Origin of the sequence: Nonomuraea sp. B1E8, from assembly GCF_039871515.1 — a bacterium.
In the GTDB taxonomy this organism is placed as follows: domain Bacteria; phylum Actinomycetota; class Actinomycetes; order Streptosporangiales; family Streptosporangiaceae; genus Nonomuraea.
The window spans coordinates 340,622-363,416 of the sequence record NZ_JBDPLS010000001.1 but is presented as its reverse complement, the minus strand read 5'-3'; the positions used below and the strand labels follow the sequence as shown (position 1 = coordinate 363,416).

Genomic DNA, 22,795 nt, shown 5'->3' with positions numbered 1-22,795 from the left:
CGCTGTGAGGAGTGACGGTGGTCTTTACCGGTGAGCCGGAGGCGGCGGCCCCGCCCGCGCCGCGCGCCGGCGGCGAAGGGGGAGAGCGGCCGCTCGCGGGAATCCGCGTCGCCATGCTCAACTTCCGCGAGCCCCGGCAGTCGACCGCCGGCGGCGCCGAGGAGTACGCCTGGCAGGTCAGCCGGTTCCTGCTGGCCCAGGGGGCCGTGGTGACCTTCGTGACCGGCCGCCAGCGGGGACAGCGGCGCGCCGAGGTCCTGGAGGGCATCCGGCTGCGCAGGATGGGCAACCCCTACCTGGTCTACGTGCTGGTGCCGCTCTGGTTGTTGTTCCACCGGCGCCGGGTCGACGCCGTCATCGACACGATGAACGGCATCCCGTTCTTCTCCCCCCTCGTCGTACGCCGCCGCACACCCGTGCTCTGCCTCGTCCACCACGTCCACGACCGGCAGTTCCACGCCTTCCTGCCGCGCTGGCTGGCCAGGATCGGCTGCTTCGTCGAAGGGCCGGTCGCCCGGCTGCTCTACCGCCGCTGCCTGACCGTCACCGTCTCGGAGTCGTCCAAGCAGGAGCTGGCCGGGAAGCTGCGCTGGCTCGCCCCGATCACCGTCGTGCCCAACGGCTGCGCCGAGCCCGGGACGGTCGCGCCGGAGCCGGGACGGGGCGAGCCCACGATCGTTTACGCGGGGCGGCTCGTCGGGCACAAGCGCATCGAGCGGGTCGTCGACCTGGCCGCCCACCTCGACGCGTCGTGGCCGGGGCTGACCGTGCACGTCATCGGGCGCGGCCCGGAACAGGGCCCGCTGGCCCGGCGGATCGCGGACCACGGGCTCCACGGGCGGGCCGTGCTGCACGGATACCTGCCGGCGGCACGCAAGAACGCGCTGCTCGGCGCCGCGCGCCTCAACGTGACGGCCTCGGAGTTCGAAGGCTGGGGGCTGACCGTGATCGAGGCCGCCGCCCTCGGGGTCCCGACGGTGGCCTACGACGTGGCGGGCCTGCGCGACTCCGTGCGCCACGGCGTCACCGGATGGCTCGTGGGCGAGGACGAGCGCCTGGCCGACGTGGTCGAACGGGCGCTGAAGGAGCTGTCGGACCCGTGCCGCAGGACGGAGGTGGCCGACGCCTGCCGGGCGTGGGCGCGCGAATTTACGTGGGCCCGAACTGGGGCTAGCATAACCGGACTTATCCTGGCGAAACTCCAAGATCGCGGCGGAGCCCATCAGTGACCCAAGCCTCGCCTGGACTCCACGAAGAGCTCGCGGAGTCCGCCGCCGAGAGCTACGAGATCCGGGTCAGGCACAGGCTGCGGCTCCTCGCCTCCTGCCTCCTGCTCGGCGCCATCGCGTTCAACACCGCGACCGAGAAGATCATCCCCGAGACCAAGCTCGACATGGCGGTCAATCCGCTGGGATTCCTCGGCCGGGCCCTGCACCTGTGGGACGGCGCGTACTTCGGCCACCTGCAGAACCAGGCCTACGGCTACCTCTTTCCCATGGGACCGTTCTACGCGCTCTGCCTCAAGCTGGGCATGGACTCCTGGATGGTCCAGCGGTTGTGGATGTCCCTGGTCCTCTGCACCGCCTTCCTCGGCGTGGTGCAGCTCGCCCGCGCCCTGCGCATCGGCGGCCCGTACACCCGCGTGATCGCCGGATTCGTGTACGCGCTCGCACCGCACGCGCAGGCGCTCATCGGCATCAACTCCTCGGAGTTCCTACCCAGCGCGGTCCTGCCGTGGATCGTTCTCCCCCTGGTCAAGGGCGCCAGAGGCGAGCTGCAGCCCCGCCGGGCGGCCGGGTTGTCGGCGCTCGCCTTCCTCTTCTGCGGGGGCGTCAACGCCGTGGCCGAGTACGCCGTGCTCGCCGTGCCGCTGCTTTACCTGCTGACGCGGCGCGGCGGGCCGGACAAACGGCGGCTCGTCGCCTGGTGGTTGCCGCTCATCGTGTTCGCCTCGATGTGGTGGCTCGCCCCGCTGCTGACGCTCGGCGGCTACATCTTCTCCTTCCTGCCCTACATCGAGACCGCCAGCGCGACGACCGGCGTCACCTCGCTGGTCAACACGTTGCGCGGGACGTCGAGCTGGCTCAGCTTCCTCACCGTGGACGGGCAGACCTGGCTGCCGGACGCCCACCAGCAGTCCACGGTCCCGTGGCTGATCGTGGTCACCGCCGCCGTGGCGGCGGCGGGCATCGCGGGTCTCGCCTCCCGCAGGATGCCGGAGCGGCCCTTCCTCCTCATCAGCCTGCTGTGCGGGGTCGCCGTCATCACCACGGGCCATCCCGGCACCCCCCACCACGAGCTCATGGTGCAGCTGCTGGACGGCCCGCTCGCCGCCTTCCGCAACCTGCACAAGTTCGACGCGCTGATCAGGCTGCCCGTCGCGCTCGGGGTCGCCGGTCTCCTCGCCACGGCGCGCCCGCGCCTGCGCGTGCCCCTGACCGCCGTCACGGCCGGGCTCGTGGGACTGTCGGGCCTGCCCATCCTGTACGCGGGCCTCGCGCCGGCCGGCGGCTTCACCACGATCCCCGACTACTGGAAGCAGGCCATCTCCTGGGTCGGCCGCAACGCCGGCGACGGGATGGTGCTGGCCGTGCCGGGGGCCAAACGCGGCGAGTACCTCTGGGGCCGCCCGCTCGACGAGCCGCTGCAGGCGCTCTCGCAGGTCCGCTGGGCCACGCACACCATCGTGCCGTGGGGGTCGGCCGGCATCTCGCGGCTGATGGCGGCCGTCGACGAGCGCCTGTCCGCCGGCGTGGGGTCCGCGGGGCTCACGGCCACGCTGCGCCGCATGGGGGTGACGTACCTGGTGGTCCGTAACGACCTGGACCGCGCCACCATCGGCACGGCCTGGCCGGCCCGCGTGCACCAGGCGCTGGAGGACTCGCCCGGCATCGAGCTCGCCGCCCGGATGGGTCCGGGCGTGGGCATCGGCCAGTACGGCAAGGCCGCCGCCTGGCTGGACCAGCCCTACCCCGCGGTCGAGATCTACCGGGTGCCCGGGGCCGCGCCGCTCGTCGGCACCGTCGACGCCACCCGCCCGCTGCGCGTCGGAGGAGCCCCCGAGGCGGTGCTCGACCTGGCCGAGCAGGGACTCCTGGACGACGACAGGCCCGTGTTGCTCAACGACGACGACGGGCGCGTCGAGGTGCCGGGGCGCGACACCGTGCTGACCGACACGCTGCGCCGGCGCGAGCTCGCCTACCCCGACCTGCGCGGCAACGCCAGCGCCACGCTCACCGCGGCCGAGCCGTTCCGCGGCGCCTCGCCGTCGAACGACATCCTGGACCCGGGGTGGGAGCGGTATCTCGCCACGGCCACGTTCACCGGGATCGCGAGCGTCACGGCGTCCAGCTCCGAGGCGGACGTCACGGCGGCCCCGCGCAGCAGGGAGCCCGGCCACCAGCCGTTCGCCGCGCTCGACGGCGACCGGCGCACCAGCTGGCGCTCCACCGGCTGGAACGGCGCGGCCGGCGAGTGGATCGAGGTCGCCTTCACCGAGCCGCTGGACGTCGCCACGTTCCAGGTCTCCTTCGAGCACTCGCCCATCAGCCCCGCGCCCGCCGAGGTGGTGGTGGAGACCGGCAACGGCGCGCTGCGCCAGAAGGTCCGCGCCACGTCGGACGCCCAGGAGCTGGTGGTGCCGGCGGGCCGGGCCGACCGGTTGCGCCTGAAGGTGGTGTCCACCGCCGGCGAGCCGGAGCGCGGGCTCGGCGGCCGGGTCGGGATCACGGAGCTGACCGTTCCGGGGGTGCACCCCACCCGCTCGATCACCGTGCCGGACCCGGGCACGGAGCAGCCCGTGCCGGACCCGGGCACGGAGCAGCCCGTGCCGGACCCGGGCACGGCCTCGGGCGCCGGCGAGCCGGCGACGGTCGCGTTCAGCAGGACCGGTGACGTTCCCGGCTGCGTCAGGGGCTCGCTCGCCTGGAGTTGCGCCGAGGGCCACGAGGTCCTGGGCGACGACGGGCACGGCTTCGACCGTTCCTTCACCGTCAGGAAGGACGGCTCGTACGAGCTTTCCGGCCGTACCGTGCTCACCGAGCGCACGGCCATCGAGCGGCTGACCACGCTGCCCGGCGACGCCGTGAAGGTGCGGGCTTCTTCGACGGTGGTCGAGCACGGCGCGGCGGCCGGCCGGTGGGCGTTCGACGGAGACCCGAAGACCGCGTGGTTCGCCGACCCGCTCGACCCGAAGCCCACGCTGAGCGTCGAGCTGGCCCGTAGGACGCGGTTGTCGCACATCCGCGTCGTCACGCCCGACTCCTACCTCGGGGCACCTCCTGTCCGCGTGACGATCCGCGCCGAGGGCGGCGTCAGGCAGAGCTGGGTGGGCCAGGGCGGCATCATCCGCTTCCCCGCCATGGAGGCGAAGAAGGTCGAGCTGGAGTTCGGGGCGTCGGGCGGCCGTCCCGTCGAGATCACCGAGGTCTCCTTCCCCGGGGTACGCCCGCTCGGCGCCCTGACCGGTTTCCCGCTCCGCGTGCCCTGCGGGTTCGGGCCGACGTTCACCGCCGGTGGCGAGACCGTGCACACCAGGATCGTCGACGGCTCGCTGAACGACGTGGTCACCGGCAGGCCCGTCGCGTTCGAGAGTTGCGAGCCGCTGCGGCTGGAGGTTGGCCAGGCGCGGCTGTCCCTGCGGCCGGGCGACGCCTACCGCGTCGAGTCGGCGATCGTCCGCCACGAGGACGGCGGCCAGGAGGTCGCGCCCGTGGAGATGAGCGAGGTGGCCGTGACGTCGTGGGAGGAGGGGGAGCGGGTGGTCCAGGTCGGCGTCACGAAGGACTCCTACCTGGTCGTCAACGAGAACTTCAACCCCGGCTGGCGTGCCAGGCTGGGCGCCGTCGAGCTCAAGCCGGTCCGGCTGGACGGCTGGCGGCAGGCGTGGTTCCTCCCGTCGCACGTCGCGGGCGCGGTCACGCTCACGTACGAGCCCGACTCCCGCTACCGCGCGGGGCTGGCCGTGGGCGGCGCTCTGGCGCTGCTGGTCGTGCTGCTGGCCCTGGTCAGGACGGCGCCGCCCGCGCGCCACCGGGCTCTGGTCCGTCCCGCACGCCTGCGCGCCGCGCACCTCGCGCCGTTCGCCGTCGCGCTGGGCTTCTGGGTCGGCGGACCGGTGGGAGCCGGCGTCGCGGGCGCCGCCTACGCGCTGGGGGTGTGGTCGCGGTCGCTGCGCGCGGCCGAGCACGCGCGCGTGCCGCGGTGGCGGCGCCTGCTGATCGGGCCGCCGGGCGGCGTCGCCCTCTTCGTGGCCGCCGCGGTCCTGGTGGCCGCCGGCGCCGGCGGTTTCTGGCCGCAGCTCCTCTGCCTGCCCCTCCTCGCGCAGTTGTTCGCCGAGATCCCCGCCAGGCGGGCCGCGCGGACGTCCGAACTTCGCGTACCCGTCGCCGCGGGCGGCCCGGCCATGACGAGCGTTCCGTGAGCCGGACGACCGAGCCGCGCACCGGGATGGTCATCACCGTCCCGGCCCCGATCGCCCGCACCGCCGCGGCGGCGTCCCGGTGGGCAGGGCGGCACGGGGTGCTGCTGGCCGCGCTCGTTCTCGTCGGCGCGGCCATGGCGTGGAAGGCGGCCATCGCCCAGCACGCCTACTTCAAGGAGGACGACTTCGAGTTCGTGGCCAGGGCGGTGGAGAACGATCTCTCCTTCGGCTACCTGACCCGCGTGCACTTCGGGCAGTTCATGCCGGGCGGTTTCCTGCTCGCCTGGTTGTCGGCCAGGCTGGAGCCCTTCGGCTGGGGGTACGCGGCGGGCATGGTCCTGGCGCTGCACGCCTGCGCCGCCCTGGCCGTGCTGCGCATGCTCCGCGTCGTGTTCGGCGCGCGGCCCGCGATCCTCGCGCCGCTCCTCGTCTTCCTCGTCGCACCCGTCACCGTGCCCGTGCTCGTGTGGTGGGCGGCGGGGCTCAACACCGTCTTCCTGCAGATCGCCCTGCCCATGGCGGTGGCCTCGCACTGGCACCACCTGCGGACCGGCCGGCTGCGGCACGCCGTGGCCGCCGCGCTGTGGGTGTTGTTCGGGCTGCTGGGGTTCGTCAAGGGCTTCGCGCTGCCGCTGGTGTTGTTCGCCCTCACGGCGATCTATCACGGCGGCGTCCGCCGCGCGCTGCGCGGGCACCTGGCGGCCTGGTCGATGCAGCTGGCCGTGCTGGCGGGCTTCGGCGCGCTCTACGTCCAGCGGTCGGCGTCGGCGCCCGGCACCGGGGCACTGCCGATCTTCGACCAGGCGGCGGGCTTCCTGTGGGAGCTGCTCGGCAGTACCTTCGCCACGACCGTGCTGGGCGGCCCGTGGCGGTGGTTCGCCGGCAACGACTGGGGGGTCGCCTCGCCGCCGCCGCCCGTCGTGATCGCCTCCCTCGTGACCCTCGCGGCCATGGTGGCGGTCACCACGTACTATCGCAGGCGCGCCGGCCTGGCGTGGGCGCTGCTGCTCGGCTACGTGCTCGTCGCCGACGCCCTTCCGGTGCTCTGGGGCCGGGTCCACCTGTTCGGCTCGTTCGCCGGCACGGACACGCGCTACGTCGCCGACGCCGTCCCGCTGGTCGCCCTCGTCGCCGGGCTCGTGCTGCTGCCGCTCCCGGGCGAGGCGGAGCCGTACCGGCGGGCGCTGCCCGCCAGGGAACGGGTGAGCGGGGTCTGCGGCGCGGCGCTCGGGCTGTTCGTGGGCGCGTCGCTGGTGTCGGTCTCGGCCTTCGCCGGGCACCTGGGCGCGGAGCGGCGCCACCGCTACATCGAGACGGCACGCGCCGAGCTGGCCGGAGCCGCGCCCGGCACGGTGATCTACGACCGGCTCGTGCCGCCCGACGTGCTGCCGAGCAGCTACGGCGCCTACAGCCTGACGTCGAAGGTGCTGGGCGCGCTGGCCCCGCCGCGGCTCAGGGCCACGATGCAGGCGCCGCCCGCGGCGCTCGACGGCATGATCTTCGACGACCAGGGCCGCCTGCGGCCCGTGGACGTGCAGGGCGTCCCGCTCGCTCCGAGCACCCGGGACCGGTGCTGGCCGGTCACCGGCGGGACCGTGCAGGTGCCGCTGGACAACCGCGTCACCCGCGCGGAGGGCACCCTGGTCAGGCTCGGGTACGCCGCCCGCGCGGACACGAAGGTCACCCTGTGGATGGCGGACCGCGCCACCGACGTGGCGCTGCGAGCCGGGATCGGCCGGGTGTTCGTGCTCGCGGAGCCGGGCGCCGACCGCATCGTCATCGACGACCTGCCGCCGGGCGTCTGCGTCGGCGACGTGACGCCGGGGCAGGCGGTGCCGCGACCATGATCGTCATGAGCCGCAGGAACCTCGCGCTGGTCCTGGCCGGCGTGGGCGCCTTCCTGCTGACCCTCATCCCCCTGACCCGCCTGTACGTGGCCGCCCAGGTGCTCAAGGCGCCGCTGGAGCAGCAGAGCATGACCCGGTCGGTGGCGGAGTCGGCGACCTACCTCGACCCGGCCACGATGCGGCCGGTGGTGGGCGAGCTGGTCCAGACCCGCTGGCTGATCGGCGACGTGCTGGCCGGCGACGAGGACCGCGCGGTGTGGGGCGAGTCGGTCTCCCTGGCCACGCGGGAGGAGGAGCGGCTCGACTACCACGAGCGGCGCCTGGCCTTCGACCGCCGCACGGGCGCGATCGTCAACTGCTGCGGCGAGTACCTGGACGAGGACACCACGATCCGGCAGTCCGGCCAGGCGTTCCGCTGGCCCTTCAACGCCGAGCGCCGCGACTACGCGCTGTTCGACCTGCGGCTGCGCGTGCCGGTCACGGCCGCCTTCGACGGGGTCGAGCGGATAGGCGGCGTCGAGACCTACCGCTACGTCCAGCGCACGCCGCGCCGGCTGGTGCCGGGCGAGACGGCGCCGCTGCCGCGCCGCCTGGTCGGGCTGCCCGGCAAGGGCGACGTCGGGCTGGGCCGCTACGCCGAGGTCCGGCGTACGTACTGGGTCGAGCCGGTCAGCGGGCAGCCGGTCAGGACGGTGGAAGAGGTGAAGGAGACGCTGGTCACGGCCGACGGGCGGGGCCGGCTGACCGCGCTGGACGCGACGTTCCGCACCAGCGAGGCCGACGTGGTGGCGGCGCTGGACACGGCGGCGGCCTACCGCCGCTGGATCCTGCTGCTGGGCACGGTCGCGCCGGTGGGCGGCGGCGTGGCGGGCGCGGGCTGCGTCGTGGCCGCGCTGCTGCTCATGCGGCGGCGCTCACCTGCGGCGCAGGACGAGGAGCAGGTTCCAGGTGACCAGCTCGCGGACGCCAGGTAGGTGGACGACATGCCGGGCCCAGCGGGGATGGTAGCGGGGGACCGCGTCCAGCAGGTCGGCGTCGGGGCAGCGCCTGGCCCAGGCCAGCGGGCGGGCCACCCCGACGGCGAACATGCTCTCGCCGTAGACGTTCTTCGGCCGCCTGCCGTGCCTGCGCGTGTACCGCCGGGCGGCGTAGTGGCCGCCCAGGTAGTGCCAGGGGGAGGTCTCGTGGCCGCCCCACAACGACAGCCACACCGTGTACGACAGGTAGACGATCCCGCCGGGCCGGGTCACCCTGACCATCTCGGCGGCCATCCTGAGCGGGTCGGGGACGTGTTCCAGCACGTTGGACGAGAAGCACACGTCCACCGAGCCGGTGGCCAGCGGCAGGTCGAGCGCGCTGCCCAGCACGGCGTCGCGCGGCGGCCGGCCGTCGCGCAGGCGCATCTCGCCCGCGTCGCAGTCGACGCACACCGGGCGCGCCCCTGCCGCGCGCAGCGCGTCGGCGAAGTAGCCGGGCCCGCCCCCGACGTCGGCCACCGTGGCGCCGGCCAGCTCCGTGTACGTGCCGAGCTGGGCGACGGTGTCCATGGCCAGGGTGCCGTAGAAGAAGTCGGGGTCGCTCTGCTCCAGGCGGAAGGCGCGCAGCAGCCGGACGGATCTACCGAGATCCGCTCGGAACGGTACGGGGGTGTCCACGGCGCGGAGCCTACCAACACCGAACCCGCCTACTGGCCTGCCGCGGACGTGCCCGGCGGGGCCGGCACGGCAGTCCACTCGGGGGATCTCTGACGCAGCGGAAGGAATCGACGATGACGGAAGGCGCCAGGAGCTCCGAGCCCGTGCGCATCACGCTGCCCTCGATCCGCACCGGGCCGATCGTGGGCGTCGGCCTGCTGCTCGTCCTGGTCTCGCTGATCTTCAGGGCCCACGTCCTCAGCAAGGCGTACTTCGTCGAGGACGACTTCCTCTTCGTGGCCGGGGCCGCCGACAGCGGGTTCACCTGGGACTACCTGACCCGCGTGCACAAGGGGCATCTCATGCCCGGCTCGCTGGCCCTGGTGTGGCTGCTCACCTGGGTGGCGCCGTACAGCTGGGCGCTGGTGTCGTTCGTGACGCTCGCGCTCCAGGCGGCCGCCTCGATCGTGTTCCTGGTGCTGCTGCGGCGGCTCTTCGGCGACCGCGCCGTGGTGCTGGCCGCCCTGGCCGTCTACGCCTTCGCGCCGCTCACCGTGCCCGCGATGAGCTGGTGGTCGGCGGCGCTCAACGCGGTGCCGCTGCAGCTCGCGCTGGTCGCAGCGCTCGCGGCGCACGTCAGGTACGTCCGCGAGGGCACGGGCCGGTGGCACGCTCTGATCTGGACCGCCGCCGGGATGGCCTGCTCCACGAAGGGGGTGTTCATCCCCTTCGTCGTGCTGGGGGTCACCAGCGCCTACCTCGGCAGGGGCCTGTGGCTGCGGGCGCTGGGGACGGAGCTGCGCAGGCCGGTCTGGTGGGCGCACGGCGTGCTGCTGGCCGGGTACGCCGTGCTCTACCTGCTGCGCCGCGACACCGCCGGCTCCGACGCGCTGACCGGGCCGAAGGCCGAGGTGGTGCCGGGGCTGCTGCGCAGGTTACTGGGGGAGACCTTTCCCACGGGCGCCGTCGGCGGCCCGCTGCGCTGGGGCGGGCTGACCTCCACCGGCGGGCTGGCCGACCCGGTCCAGGCCACCGTGATCGCGGCATGGGTGCTGCTCGCGCTGCTGGTCGTGGTCACGTGCGTGTACCGCAGGCGGGCGTGGCGGGCGTGGGCGATCCTGGCCGCGTACGTCGTCGTGGCCGACGCGATCCCCACCACGATCGCGCGGGCGACCGCGTGGGACCTCGTCGGCGCGGAGACCCGGTACGTCGCCGACGCCGCGGTGGTGTTCGCCCTCTGCCTGGCGCTGGCCTGGCATCCGGTCGAGGGCGAGCGGGACGCTCGCCGCCGGCCGGTGGGCGGCGGGTTGTCCATGGCCGCGAGCGTGCTGACGGTGGCCGTGCTCGCCGCGTCGCTGGTCTCGATCAACGCCTACGGCGACACCCTCAGTGGCGACAAGGTCAGGAAATATCTGGACAACGCGCGGGCCTCGCTGGCCACCGCCGCGCCGGAGACCGACGTCTACCCGCGTCCCGTGCCGCCGGAGGTCGTCCTGCCGTGGAACGGCGCCCGCAGGCTGACGTCCTACGTGCTCGCGCCGCTGGCCGATCCCGCGCTCCGGCAGCGGATGCGCGAGCCGCGGCCCTCGGCGAAGCCGTACGTCTTCGACTCCACGGGCAAGCTCGTCCCGGTGGGCCGGGTGGCGCCGTTCTTCGACGCGATGAAGGGCGAGAAGTGTTACGCGAAGGACAAGGTCTTCCCCGTCGAGTCCCCCGGCGGCCCCGGCATGGTGGTGGCCCTGGCCTACACCAGCCCCCGGCAGGTCCACGTGGTGGTGGATCTCGGCGGCACCGAGCGGGCGGCCACGCTGCCGGCGACCGGGGAGACGGGCGCGCTCTACTACGTGCCGCACGACGGGGCGGGCAAGGGCATGCGGATCAGCGCGGCGGGCGGCCAGGGTCAGGCGTTCTGCCTGAGGGCCGCGGCCTTCGGGGAGCCGGGGCCCGCCCCGCCTGCCGCGTGAGGGACGAACCGGATCAGCCGCCGGGCGGGCTCCTCCACGTAACGGTGCGTGAGCCCGGCGAGGGCGACGGTCAGGGCGCTGATCGCGACGAGGTTGAGGATGAGGTTGCCGGTCCACGGGCGCTGGCCCGTGAAGTCGTACCAGAGGTAGATGACCACGAACTGCCAGAGGAAGACCCCGTACGAGATGCGGCCGAGATAGCTCATGAACCGGCCGCCGAGCAGCTCGCCCAGCCGGGTGGGCCGCCGGGCCTCCAGCGCCGCGGGCGCGACGAGACAGAACGCGACGAGCGTGTAGAGCGCCTGTTCGGAGAAGGCCGTCCAGATGCCGCCCAGGCCGACGAAGCGCGGCCCGGTCACCGGCGTGGAGGCGATCAGGTAGGCGAGCCCGGCGATCAGCCACAGCGTGCCCCACGAGCCGGCCAGGGCCGCGCACAGGCGGCGCACCCGCCCGTCCTCCGCCCTGGCCCAGACGGTCAGGACCGCGAGGGCCATGCCGGGCACGAAGAACGTCCACGAGCGCGGCAACCACACGTTCATCCACGGGCGGTACTCGGGGAAGTACTCGAAGATCGTGTAGACGTACGACAGGGCGCCGAAGGCGGCCAGCCCGATCAGCAGGCGCCTGGCCCTGGCCCGCAGGTCGGACCCCGCGCGCAGCGCGAACCGGCGCAGCGCCGCCGCCATCAGCGGGAGCGTGAGGTAGAAGGTCAGCTCGACCGCGAGGCTCCACATCTGGCCGAGGCCCTCGGGCCCGAGGCCGTACCACCACGGGGTCAGGTCGTAAATGTGCACGAGGAACGCCAGTTGCGCCCACGTCCACGGGTCGGACCGGTGGGCCCCGCCCCACAGCAGGAGGGCCACGGCCACGACCAGCCAGTAGGCGGGGATGATGCGGAAGAAGCGCCGCCACAGGTAGCGGCGCGTGTCAGGGGCCCGCCCGCCGGTCAGCACCTCCGCCGCCCACGGGCGGTAGAGCAGCAGGCCGGAGAGCGTGAAGAAGATCGGCACCCCGATCTCGCCCCTCGACAGCACACCGCCCAGGAACCCCGGCTCCAGCGCCGTTCCCGCCTCCATCGCGACGTGGAAGAGCAGCACGGAGAAGGCGGCCACGGCGCGGATGCCGTCGAGCGGTGCCTGGCGGCCGGAGATCACCGGCAGCCGCGCCGATGTAGAACCTGTTTCGGTCACGTTTCCGCATCCCTGGTGACGATGGTCACTCCCCGCAATAACATACCGGCGAGTAGAAACTTGGTTTCAGTACTTAACCACCCAGACAGGCGTCCGTGCACCTGGCACATGGAGGGTCGATGAACCGGGTCGTCGTTGGCAGCGTCCTCATCGCCGTCGGGGCATTCCTCGTGGTTCTGGCTCCCCTGGTGCGCTTCCAGGTGGCGCCCGCGCTCATGAGCGCCGCAGGCGACCAGTACGGCATCAGCAAGCTCCGGGCGACCGGCGCACAATACTTCAGCGTCGCCGACGGCAAGGTGCTGACCGCCGACCTCGACATCATCGTCACCACGCGCGGAGACGTGAAGGAGGCCTCCGGCGACCGGGTCGTGTGGGACGAGTTCACCGCCGTGAACGACGTCACCCACGGCAAGCCCGGCATCGACTTCACCGAGCGGCGCAGCGCCTTCGACAAGCGCTCCGGCGTCGGGCTCAACTGCTGCGGCGTCAGCATCGACAAGGAGCCGGTGGAGCTGCAGGGGCAGATCTACAAGTTCCCGTTCGACGTGGAGAAGAAGAGCTACATGGTCTTCAACTCCACGGCGGGCAAGGCGTTCGAGGCCAAGTTCGTCGGCGAGGAGCAGGTCGGCGGGCTGAACACGTACAAGTTCGAGCAGGTCGTCCCCGAGACCGAGACGCAGACGCTCACCGCGCCCGCCGAGTGGTTCGACATGGGCGAATCCGGCGACGTGCAGCTCGACCGCGTCTACACCGGCACCAACACCTTCTGGATCGAGCCCACCACCGGCGCCCCAGTCCGCCAGGAGCAGCAGCGCAACGAGGTGCTCAAGAGCGACGACGGCGTCGAGCGCTCCAAGGCGTTCGTGGCCACGGCCAAGATGACCGACGACACCGTCGACGGGCTCGTGAAGGACGCGCAGGAGGGCAAGAGCCAGATCGACCTGATCAGGGTCACGCTGCCCGTCGTGCTCGGCGTGGTGGGCGTCGTGCTGTTCGTGGCGGGCCTCCTGCTGACCCTGCGCGGCCGCAGGACCTCATGAGCCAGGGCGTGGTGGCTCGCCCCCGGGCGGCCACGCCGGCGCTGGCGCTGGTCAGGGCCGCCAGGCCCCGCCAATGGCTGAAGAACGTCCTGGTCCTCGCCGCGCCCATGGCCGCCGGCGTGCTGGGCGAGCCGCGCGACCTGCTCGCCGCGCTGCTGGTGCTCGCCGCGTTCTGCCTGGCCGCGAGCGGCTCGTACCTGATCAACGACGCCTCCGACGTGGAGGCCGACCGGCTGCATCCGCGCAAGCGGCGGCGGGCCGTCGCGGCGGGGGCGGTGTCGGTGCGGGCCGCCCGGGTGACCGGCGTCGTGCTGCTGCTTCTCGCGCCCGCCGTCGCCGCGCTCACCGGGAGCTGGAAGCCGCCCGCCGTGGTCGCCGGCTACCTCGTCCTGACGTTGTCGTACACGCTGTGGCTCAAGCACCAGGAGGTCGTGGACCTGATCGCGGTCGCCGGGTGCCACGTGATCAGGGCGTACGCCGGGGCCGTGGCGGTCGACGTGCCGGTGACCGGGTGGTTCCTCGTGGTCGTCTCGCTGGCGGCGCTGCAACTGGTGGCGGGCAAGCGCGAGGCCGAGCTGCGGCTCGTGGAGGCGACGGGGACACGCGCGACGCTGGCCGCCTACTCGCCCGCCTACCTCGCCCAGGTGCGGACCATGTGCTCGGGCGCGATGATCGTGACGTACTGCCTGTGGGCGCTCAACGCGCACGACGACCTGTTCTACGGGCTCAGCATCGTCCCCTTCGTGCTGCTCGTGCTCCGGCACAACCTGCTGGTCGAGCGCGGGGGAGGCGAGGAGCCCGAGGAACTCGCCCTGCGCGACCGGCCGACCCTGCTCTTCGCCGCCGTGCTCGTCGTCCTCGTCGGCCTGGGGATCTACGCGTGACCACGTTCCTGACCGGCTGGGGGCGTACGGCGCCCACGCCCGCGCGGCTCGCCAGGCCCCGCACCGTCGGGCAGCTGCGCGAGCTGGTCGCGTCCGCGCCGCGCCGGGGCGTGGTGGCGCGGGGCCTCGGCCGCTCGTACGGCGACGCCGCGCAGAACGCCGGCGGGCTCGTCGTCGACTGCACCGGCCTGGACGCGTGGCACTTCGACGAGGGCGGGGGCCTGGTGACCGCCTCCGGCGGGGTGAGCCTGCACACCCTGATGACGGCGCTCGTCCCCAGGGGCTGGTTCGTCCCCGTCAGCCCCGGCACGCGGCACGTCACCGTCGGCGGCGCCGTCGCGGCCGACGTGCACGGCAAGAACCACCACCGCGACTCCTCGTTCGGCGCGCACGTCCGCTCGCTGACCCTGGTGGCCGCGGGCGGCGAGGTCCTGACCCTCCGTCCCGGCCACCCGCTCTTCTCGGCCACGGTCGGCGGCATGGGCCTGACCGGGGTGATCGCCGAGGTCACGTTCGGCTGCGTGCCGATCGAGACGTCCATGATGCGGGTGGACGTCCAGCGCACCGCGGACCTGGACGAGACGATGGCGGTCATGGCGGGCACCGACGACCGCCACCGCTACTCGGTGGCCTGGATCGACCTGCTCGCCCGGGGCCGCCGGATGGGGCGCAGCGTGCTCACCAGGGGCGACCACGCGACGGCCGCCGAGGTGAAGCAGGCGCCGCCGTTCGCGCCGGGCGCGCTGGCGCGGGCCCCCGCGTGGGTGCCCGGCGGGCTGCTCAACGGGCTGAGCCTGCGCGCGTTCAACGAGGTCTGGTACCGCAGGGCGCCGCGGCGCGGGACCCTCACGCAGGGCATCGCGCCGTTCTTCCATCCGCTCGACGGCGTCGAGGGCTGGAACCGCATGTACGGCCCGCGCGGGTTCGTCCAGTACCAGTTCGTGGTGCCCTTCGGCGCGGAGGAGACGCTGCGCGGCATCGTCGCGACCCTGTCGGAGCACGGCAGCCCGTCGTTCCTGACGGTGCTCAAGAGGTTCGGGCCCGGCTCGGGTGGCCTGCTGTCGTTCCCCATGCCCGGCTGGACCTTGGCCCTGGACCTGCCCGCCGGCGGGCGCGGGCTGAGCGGCCTGCTGCGCGGCTTCGACCGGCGGGTGGCCGAGGCGGGCGGGCGCGTCTATCTCGCCAAGGACGCGCGGCTGGGCGCTGCCATGATGGCGGAGATGTATCCCGAGCTGGAGCGGTGGCGGCGGATCAGGGACGAGGCCGATCCCGCCGGGTTGTTCCGCTCCGACCTGGCCAGGAGGCTGCGGTTGTGAAGAACGCTCTCGGCGGGGTCGACACCGTGCTGCTGCTCGGCGGGCGCAGCGAGATCGGCCTGGAGATCGTCAGACTGCTGGCGGGGCTGGGCGCGAGCCGGGTGGTGCTGGCCGCGCGGGGCGGCTTCGACCCGCCCGACCTCGGCGCGGAGGTCCACGTCGTGCCGTTCGACGCGCTCGACGTCCACGGGCACGGCGCCGTCTTCGCCAGGGCGACGGAGCTGGTGGGCGATCTCGACGTGGTGATCTCCGCGTTCGGCGTGCTTGGGACCCAGGAGCGCTACGACGCCGATCCCGTGGCCGCCGCCGAGGCCGTGGCGGTCAACTACGGCGCGCACGTGTCGGTGGGGCTGCACGCGGCCAGGGTGCTGCGCGAGCAGGGCCACGGCACGCTCGTGGTGTTGTCGTCGGTGGCGGGCGCGCGCGTGCGCAGGGCCAATTTCGTGTACGGCTCGGCCAAGGCCGGGCTCGACGGGTTCGCGCAGGGGCTGGGCGACGCCCTGCACGGGTCGGGCGCGAGGGTGCTGATCGTGCGGCCGGGCTTCGTGATCGGGCGGATGACGAAGGGGCTGGCTCCCGCGCCGATGTCCTCGACGCCGCGGCAGGTGGCGCTGGCCACGGTGGCCGCGCTGCGTGACGGATCGTCCTCCGTCTGGGTGCCGCGGGCGCTCGGGCCCGCCTTCGGCCTGCTGCGGCTGCTGCCCCGCCCCCTCTGGCGCAGGCTGCCTCGCTAGAACGCATTCCATGAGGCTGACCGAGCGAACGTTCTAGAGTAGAACGCGTTGCAGTGTGGCTTTCCCGGACTTATCGTCGATCCATGCGGACACGGGTCACGGACATGTTCGGAATCGAGCTCCCGATCTTCGCCTTCAGCCACTGCAGGGACGTGGTGGCCGCCGTCAGCCGCGCGGGCGGCATGGGGGTGCTCGGGGCTCTCTACTTCACGCCGGAAGAGCTCGAGATGGAGCTCAAGTGGATCGACGACCACGTGGACGGCCGGCCGTACGGGGTGGACGTCGTCATGCCGGCCTCGTACGAGGGCGCGGACTTCGCTCCCGAGGAGCTGGTCGGCCGCCTCCAGTCGATGATCCCCGACGGGCACCGCGCGTTCGTGGAGAACCTGCTGTCCAGGCACGGAGTGCCGGCGCTGTCCTCGGAAGCCGACCCCGGGCGGGTGCTGCTCGGCTGGACGGACGCCACGGCCCGGCCGCAGGTCGAGGTGGCCCTGCGCCACCCGATCGCGCTGCTGGCCAACGCGCTCGGCCCGCCGCCCGCCGACGTGGTGGACCTCGCCCACGCGCGGGGCGTCAAGGTCGCCGCGCTCGCCTCGACGCCCCGCCACGCGCTCAAGCAGGTGGAGGTGGGCGTGGACGTCGTCGTCGCCCAGGGCACGGAGGCCGGCGGGCACACCGGCGAGATCTCCACGATGGTGCTGATCCCGCAGGTCGTGGACGCCGTGGACGTGCCCGTGCTGGCGGCGGGCGGCATCGGCAACGGCCGCCAGATGGCGGCGGGGATGGCGCTGGGGGCGGAGGGCGTGTGGACCGGATCCCTGTGGCTCACGGTCGAGGAGGCGGACACGCCGGAGATGGCCAAGCAGCGCATCCTGGCGGCCACGTCCCGCGACACGGTGCGCTCGCGCAGCTGGACCGGCAAGCCGGCGCGGCTGCTCAGGAACGAGTGGACCGAGGCGTGGGAGTCGGAGGAGTCGCCGGGGACGCTGCCGATGCCGCTGCAGTTCATGCTGGTGTCGGACGCGCTGCGCCGCATCGGCCGCTCGGACGTGTCGGAGCTGGCCACGTTCCCCGCCGGTCAGATCATCGGCCTCACCAACCAGGTCAGGTCGACCAAGGACGTGGTGTTCGGGCTGGTGGAGGAGTACGCCGAGGCGCTGGAACGCCTCGGCCGCATCACCGGCGACTAGAGGGCGCGGTAGACGGGAGGACGTTTCTCGCGGAAGGCGCGGGTGCCCTCCTTGGCGTCCTCCGAGCCGATCACCGGCCAGCCGAGCTCGTCCGAGACCTTCAGCGCCTCGGGCTCGGCCAGGCCGAGCGTGTCGCGGTAGGTGCGCAGGATCGCCTGGACCGCCAGCGGGCCCGAGGCGGCGACGTCCTCGGCCAGCTCGCGGGCGGCCGCGAGCGCCTGCCCGTCGGGGACCACCCGGTTGACCAGGCCCATGGACAGCGCTTCGGCCGCGGTGATCGCGCGGCCCGTGAGCAGCAGGTCCATGGCGTGGCAGTACGGGATCTGCCGGGGCAGGCGTACGGCGCTGCCGCCCATGGGGAACAGGGCGCGCCGGGCCTCGAACAGGCCCAGCGTGGCCGACTCCGCCACCACCCGCAGGTCGGTGCCCACCAGCAGTTCCGTGCCGCCCGCGACCGCGTAGCCCTCGACCGCGCTGATGACCGGCTTGGCGGGCAGGTCCTCGCGCAGCAGCCCCTTCCAGTGGTAGTTGGGGATCCGCGCGGCCCTGGCCTGGACCTCGGGGTCGGTGGACGGCTGGCCCATGGCCTTGAGGTCGGCCCCGGAGCAGAACGTGCCCTCGGCGCCCGTGAGGACCGCGACCCGGATCTCCGGCTCCGCCGACGCGTACGCCCAGGCCGAGGCCAGGCCGACCAGCATGTCCGAGGAGAGCGCGTTGCGAGCCTCCGGCCGGTTCATGGTGACGGTCAGGACGTGGCCGTCGCGTTCGATCCGGCAGTGGGGGGTGCTGATCGGCAGGAGCTCCACGGATGCCTCCGAATTGCTGAATCAAGCGCTTGCTACGTACTTTCGCCCCAGGATACGCTCCCCCCATCAAACGAGAACAGGTTCCTGTTTGGGTCCGGCCATGAGCACGAGAGGGGATCGCATGGGCACGCTCGGTTTCTGGAGGCTCGCGCAGGCCGACCCCGAGTGGATCGCCGCCGTGGACCCCGACGGTACGGAGCACCGCGCCGGCGACCTGCTGGCCCGCTCGAACCGGCTCGTGCACGGCCTGCGCGGCCTCGGGCTTGAGCCCGGCGACGGCATCTGCGGGCTGGCCCCGAACGGCGCCGACGGTCTCGTGCTCTACCTGGCCGCGCTGCAGGCCGGGTGGTACTACACCCCGGTCAACTGGCATCTGACCGGCCCCGAGATCGCGTACATCGTCTCCGACAGCGAGGCGAAGGCGTTCTTCGTGCACCCGCGCTTCCTCCAGGAGGGCGCGAGGGGCGCCGAGGCCATCGAGCCGGGGCGCCGGTTCGTGCTCGGCGAGCAGGCCGGCGGGTTCCGCCCGGTGGACGAGCTGACCGCCGGGCAGCCGGACACCGCGCCCGGGAACCGCACCGCCGGCGCCACCATGCACTACACCTCCGGCACCACCGGCAAGCCCAAGGGCGTCAGGCGCCACCTGAGCGGGCTCGACCCCGACGACTCGGCCGAGCTGATGACGGGTCTGCTCGGGTTGTTCGGCATCACGCCGGGCCGCCCCAACGCCCACCTGGTGACCTCGCCCAGCTACCACACGGCGGTCACCCAGTTCGGCGGGACCGCCCTGCACATGGGCCACACGCTCGTCTACATGGACCGGTGGGACGCCGAGGAGATGTTGCGGTTGTGCGAGCGGCACCGCGTCACCAGCTCCCACATGGTCCCGACGCACTTCAAGCGGCTCCTCGCGCTGCCCGAGGAGACCAGGCACGCGTACGACCTCTCCTCGCTGCGGTGGATGATCCACGCCGCCGCTCCCTGCCCGGTCCCGGTGAAGTGGGCGATGTTCGAGTGGTGGGGCGACTGCGTGTACGAGTACTACGCGGCCACCGAGGGCGGCGGCACCCTGGCCACGCCCGAGGGATGGAAGGCGCACCCGGGCACGGTGGGCTCGGCCTGGCCGATCAGCGAGCTGCTGATCGTGGACGACGAGGGCGAGCCGGTGCCGGCCGGCACCCCCGGGACGATCTACATGAAGATGATGGGCGTCCCGTTCGAGTACAAGGGCGATCCCGCCAAGACCGCCGCCAACCGGCTCAAGGACTACTTCACCGTCGGGGACATCGGATACCTGGACGAGGAGGGTTTCCTCTACCTCTGCGACCGCAAGGCCGACATGATCATTTCGGGTGGCGCCAACATCTACCCGGCCGAGATCGAGAACGAGCTCATGGTCCATCCCAAGGTGGCGGACGTGGCCGTATTCGGCATCCCGGACGAGGAGTGGGGCGAGCAGATCAAGGCCGTGGTCGAGCCCGCGCCCGGCATCGAGCCGGGGCCGGAGCTGGCCGCCGAGCTGCTCGCGTCGCTGGAGGGCCGCCTGGCCAGGATGAAGTGGCCCAGAAGCGTCGACTTCATCGCGGAGATGCCCCGCGAGCCCAACGGCAAGCTGCTCAAACGCAAGCTACGCGACCCGTACTGGGAGGGACACGACCGTGCCATCTGATCCGCTGGTAGCCCAGCACGTTCTGGAGTTCCCGGGCGGTTACACGCGCACCACGGGCCCGGTGATCGGCCGGTTCCTCAGCGAACTACGCGGCCGCCGCATCGTCGGGGTGCGCACGAAAGAGGGCAAGGTGCTCGTGCCGCCCCTCGAGTACGACCCCGCGACCGGCGAACCGGTCACCGGCGAGTTCGTCGAGGTCGGCCCGGCGGGGACGGTGACGACGTGGGCGTACGTGACCGAGCCCGGCGCGGGCCACCCGCTCGACCGCCCCTTCGCCTGGGCGCTGATCAGGCTCGACGGCGCGGACACCGCGCTCGTGCACGCCGTGGACGCGGGTGATCCCAAGAGGCTGCGGGCGGGCATGCGGGTGTGGCCGGTCTGGAACGACCACCCCACCGGCCAGATCACCGACATTTCGTGTTTCGTTCCTGAGGTCACCGACATCGTGGCCAACGTCCGCACCGAATACCGCCTCCAGGCGGGCGGCGCCCTCCGCGTCTTCCTGGAGGGCATCGAACGCGGCGTCTTCCTCGGCGGCCGCTGCGCCACCTGCGCCAAGGTGTACGTGCCGTACCGGCTGACCTGCCCCGAATGCGGAGACACCATCCCGGAGACGCTCGAACTCCCCGACACCGGGACGATCACCACGTTCGCCATCAACAACCTGCCCGACCCGCGGGCCCCCGAGGTGCCGTTCGTGTCGGCGTACATCCTGCTCGACGGCAGCGACATCCCCATGATCGCCCTGCTCGGGGACGTACCCGCACACGAGGTACGCCAGGGCATGCGCGTCAGGGCCGTCTGGGTCCCCGAGCACGAACGGACGGCGTCCATGGCGAACATCCGCTGGTTCGCCCCCACCGGCGAGCCCGACGTGGAGCGGCCATGAGAGACGTAGCGATCGTCGCGTTCGCCCAGACGCGGCACACGGGCCACGACACCGGACTGACCGAGCCCGAGCTCATCGGCCCCGTGATCGGCGAGGTCAAGGAGCGCACCGGGCTCAAGCGGTTCGGCTTCACCTGCTCCGGCAGCTGCGACTACCTGGCGGGCGCCCCCTTCTCGTTCGTGTCGGCCCTCGACGCGCTCGCCGCCTGGCCGCCCATCTCCGAAAGCCACGTGGAGATGGACGGCGCCTGGGCCCTGTACGAAGCGTGGGTGCGCCTCCAGCACGGCGACATCGACTCGGCCCTGGTCTACGGCTTCGGCAAGTCGTCGCTGGGCGACCTGCGCACGATCATGACCCTCCAGCTCGACCCGTACTACCTGGCGCCGCTCGGGCTCGACCAGCTCTCCTACGCCGCGCTCCAGGCGAACGCGGCCGGCGCCGACCGGGCCGAGCTGGACGAGATCGTCAGGCGCAGCCGGGCCGACGGGCGGCGCAACCCGTACGCGCTCGACCTGCCGGACCCCGAAGGCGAGGACGTCGCCGTCCGGCCGCTGAAGACGACCGACGTGCCGCCCATCACGGACGGCGCCGCCGCGATCGTGCTCGCCGCGGGCGACCTGGCGAGCCGGCTGTGCCCCCGGCCCGCCTACTTCCGGGGCATCGCCCACCGCACCGAGCCCCACTACCTGGGCATGCGCGACCTGGCGCGGTCGGCCTCCGCCGCCGACGCCGCACGCGCCGCCGGGGTCGGCAAGGGCCCCGTCGAGGTGGCGGAGCTGCACGCCCAGTTCCCGCACGAGGAGATCATCCTGCGGGAGGCGCTCGGCCTGGACGACGGCACGGAGATCAACCCGTCCGGCGGCCCGCTGGCGGCCAACCCGGTCATGGCCACGGGTCTCATCCGCATCGGCGAGGCCGCGCGGCGCATCCACGACGGCACCGCCCGCCGCACCGTCGGGCACGCCACGAGCGGCCCCTGCCTGCAGCAGAACCTCGTCACCGTACTGGAGGCGTGAATGGGAAACCGTTGTGCTGTCATCGGCATCGGGCAGACGCGCTACCGCAGCAGGCGCACGGACGTGTCGATCGCCGGGCTCGTGCGCGAGGCGGCGCTGCGGGCGCTGGAGGACGCCGGGCTGACGTTCAAGGACATCGACGCCGTCGTCATCGGCAAGGCGCCCGACCTGTTCGAGGGCGTGATGATGCCCGAGTCGTACCTGGCGGACGCGCTCGGCGCGGCGGGCAAGCCGATGATGCGGGTGCACACCGCGGGCAGCGTCGGCGGCTCGACGGCGCTCGTCGGCGCCTCGCTCATCCAGGGCGGGGTGCACGAGCGGGTGCTGGTCGTGGCGTTCGAGAAACAGTCGGAGTCCAACGCCACCTGGGCGCTGTCCACCCACCTGCCGTTCAGCGCGTCGCTGGTGGTGGGCGCGGGCGGCTACTTCGCGCCGCACATCCGCGAGTACATGCGCACGTCCGGCGCCCCCGGCCACATCGGCACGCTCGTCGCGGTCAAGGACCGGCTGAACGCGCTGAAGAACCCGTACGCCCACCTGAGGATCCCCGGCATCGACCAGGCCATGGTCGAGGCCACGCCCATGCTCTGGGAGCCCATCCGCTACCTGGAGACCTGCCCGTCCAGCGACGGCGCCTGCGCCATGGTGCTGTCGTCCGAGTCCGCGGCCACCGGCACCCCCGCCTGGGTGCACGGCACGGCCATGCGCTCGGAGCCGATCTTCCGGGCCGGGCGTGACACGGTCAGCCCGCAGGCGGGCAAGGACTGCGCGGCCGACGTCTACCGCCAGGCCGGCATCTCCGACCCGCGCCGCGACATCGACGTGGCCGAGGTGTACGTGCCGTTCTCCTGGTACGAGCCGATGTGGCTGGAGAACCTGGGGTTCGCGGCGGAAGGGGAGGGATGGAAGCTCACCGAGTCGGGTGCCACGGCACTCGACGGTGACATCCCGTGGAACGCCTCGGGCGGCGTGTTGTCCAGCAACCCGATCGGGGCGTCCGGGCTGATCAGGTTCGCCGAGGCCGCGCTGCAGGTGCGCGGGACGGCGGGCGAGCACCAGGTGGACGGCGCCCGCACGGCGCTCGGCCACGCCTACGGCGGAGGATCCCAGTTCTTCGCGATGTGGATCGTCGGACGCGACAAGCCCTGACCTGCGGGGACACCCCGGCCTGCGGGGACACCCCGCATACCCCCG

17 protein-coding genes are annotated in these 22,795 nt (G+C 72.9%); 14 read left to right on the top strand and 3 right to left on the bottom strand.

From position 1 onward, the window contains the following. Positions 1 to 17: 17 nt before the first annotated feature. The 4 genes from ABGA98_RS01660 to ABGA98_RS01645 are packed head-to-tail and all read left to right on the top strand — an operon-like array spanning position 18 to position 8,243. A complete protein-coding gene (locus ABGA98_RS01660) occupies positions 18 to 1,229 on the top strand; it encodes a glycosyltransferase family 4 protein (RefSeq protein ID WP_347616369.1) in 1,212 nt (403 codons plus the stop codon). Continuing rightward, positions 1,226 to 5,422: an alpha-(1->3)-arabinofuranosyltransferase gene (locus tag ABGA98_RS01655; RefSeq protein ID WP_347616368.1), complete on the top strand. Its 4,197-nt coding sequence runs from the start codon at positions 1,226 to 1,228 to the stop codon at positions 5,420 to 5,422. Before ABGA98_RS01660 ends, ABGA98_RS01655 begins: the two co-directional genes overlap by 4 nt. After that, complete coding sequence (locus tag ABGA98_RS01650; RefSeq protein WP_347616367.1) at positions 5,419 to 7,269, top strand: hypothetical protein; 1,851 nt, start codon at positions 5,419 to 5,421, stop codon at positions 7,267 to 7,269. The genes ABGA98_RS01655 and ABGA98_RS01650 overlap by 4 nt, the downstream gene beginning before the upstream one ends. 5 nt (positions 7,270 to 7,274) lie before the next feature. Beyond that, positions 7,275 to 8,243 carry a DUF3068 domain-containing protein gene (locus ABGA98_RS01645; protein ID WP_347616366.1) on the top strand — a complete coding sequence of 323 codons (969 nt, stop codon included), beginning with the start codon at positions 7,275 to 7,277 and terminating at the stop codon, positions 8,241 to 8,243. On the opposite strand, the gene ABGA98_RS01640 is transcribed toward ABGA98_RS01645, so the two are convergent. Further along, positions 8,184 to 8,924, bottom strand: a complete 741-nt coding sequence (locus ABGA98_RS01640; RefSeq protein ID WP_347616365.1) for a class I SAM-dependent methyltransferase — start codon at positions 8,922 to 8,924, stop codon at positions 8,184 to 8,186. The two genes, ABGA98_RS01645 and ABGA98_RS01640, sit on opposite strands and share 60 nt — an antisense overlap. A gap of 113 nt (positions 8,925 to 9,037) precedes the next feature. Between ABGA98_RS01640 and ABGA98_RS01635 the strand changes: the two genes are divergently transcribed. Then, on the top strand, positions 9,038 to 10,867 hold the full coding sequence (locus ABGA98_RS01635; protein ID WP_347616364.1) for a hypothetical protein: 1,830 nt from the start codon (positions 9,038 to 9,040) through the stop codon (positions 10,865 to 10,867). Here ABGA98_RS01635 and ABGA98_RS01630 read toward each other — a convergent pair. After that, positions 10,804 to 12,057, bottom strand: a complete 1,254-nt coding sequence (locus ABGA98_RS01630) for an acyltransferase (protein ID WP_347616363.1) — start codon at positions 12,055 to 12,057, stop codon at positions 10,804 to 10,806. The genes ABGA98_RS01635 and ABGA98_RS01630 overlap by 64 nt on opposite strands. A 119-nt stretch (positions 12,058 to 12,176) precedes the next feature. Here ABGA98_RS01630 and ABGA98_RS01625 point away from each other — a divergent pair, with 119 nt between their 5' ends. From ABGA98_RS01625 to ABGA98_RS01605, 5 genes are all read left to right on the top strand, one after another. After that, entirely contained in the window at positions 12,177 to 13,097 is a 921-nt protein-coding gene (locus ABGA98_RS01625; RefSeq protein ID WP_347616362.1) for a DUF3068 domain-containing protein, read from the top strand. Between the two features lie 8 nt (positions 13,098 to 13,105). After that, positions 13,106 to 13,981, top strand: coding sequence for a decaprenyl-phosphate phosphoribosyltransferase (locus tag ABGA98_RS01620; protein WP_347616361.1), 876 nt, complete (start codon positions 13,106 to 13,108; stop codon positions 13,979 to 13,981). Then, the gene (locus ABGA98_RS01615) at positions 13,978 to 15,297 is read left to right on the top strand and encodes an FAD-binding oxidoreductase (RefSeq protein ID WP_347616360.1); all 1,320 of its coding nucleotides are present in this window, start codon (positions 13,978 to 13,980) and stop codon (positions 15,295 to 15,297) included. The genes ABGA98_RS01620 and ABGA98_RS01615 overlap by 4 nt, the downstream gene beginning before the upstream one ends. After that, a complete protein-coding gene (locus ABGA98_RS01610; RefSeq protein ID WP_347616359.1) occupies positions 15,294 to 16,031 on the top strand; it encodes an SDR family NAD(P)-dependent oxidoreductase in 738 nt (245 codons plus the stop codon). Before ABGA98_RS01615 ends, ABGA98_RS01610 begins: the two co-directional genes overlap by 4 nt. 83 nt (positions 16,032 to 16,114) lie before the next feature. After that, on the top strand, positions 16,115 to 17,221 hold the full coding sequence (locus ABGA98_RS01605; RefSeq protein ID WP_347616358.1) for a nitronate monooxygenase family protein: 1,107 nt from the start codon (positions 16,115 to 16,117) through the stop codon (positions 17,219 to 17,221). Here the strand turns inward: ABGA98_RS01605 and ABGA98_RS01600 are convergent. Next, the gene (locus tag ABGA98_RS01600) at positions 17,218 to 18,027 is read right to left on the bottom strand and encodes a crotonase/enoyl-CoA hydratase family protein (protein WP_347616357.1); all 810 of its coding nucleotides are present in this window, start codon (positions 18,025 to 18,027) and stop codon (positions 17,218 to 17,220) included. The genes ABGA98_RS01605 and ABGA98_RS01600 overlap by 4 nt on opposite strands. A gap of 121 nt (positions 18,028 to 18,148) precedes the next feature. On the opposite strand from ABGA98_RS01600, the gene ABGA98_RS01595 reads away from it, so the two are divergent. From ABGA98_RS01595 to ABGA98_RS01580, 4 genes are read left to right on the top strand one after another with little or no spacing between them, the layout of a single operon-like run. After that, positions 18,149 to 19,696 carry an acyl-CoA synthetase gene (locus tag ABGA98_RS01595; RefSeq protein WP_347617688.1) on the top strand — a complete coding sequence of 516 codons (1,548 nt, stop codon included), beginning with the start codon at positions 18,149 to 18,151 and terminating at the stop codon, positions 19,694 to 19,696. Next, positions 19,686 to 20,585, top strand: a complete 900-nt coding sequence (locus ABGA98_RS01590; RefSeq protein WP_347616356.1) for an OB-fold domain-containing protein — start codon at positions 19,686 to 19,688, stop codon at positions 20,583 to 20,585. The genes ABGA98_RS01595 and ABGA98_RS01590 overlap by 11 nt, the downstream gene beginning before the upstream one ends. Next, positions 20,582 to 21,601: a thiolase domain-containing protein gene (locus tag ABGA98_RS01585; protein WP_347616355.1), complete on the top strand. Its 1,020-nt coding sequence runs from the start codon at positions 20,582 to 20,584 to the stop codon at positions 21,599 to 21,601. The genes ABGA98_RS01590 and ABGA98_RS01585 overlap by 4 nt, the downstream gene beginning before the upstream one ends. Further along, positions 21,602 to 22,750, top strand: coding sequence for a thiolase domain-containing protein (locus ABGA98_RS01580; RefSeq protein ID WP_347616354.1), 1,149 nt, complete (start codon positions 21,602 to 21,604; stop codon positions 22,748 to 22,750). Positions 22,751 to 22,795 lie beyond the last annotated feature (45 nt).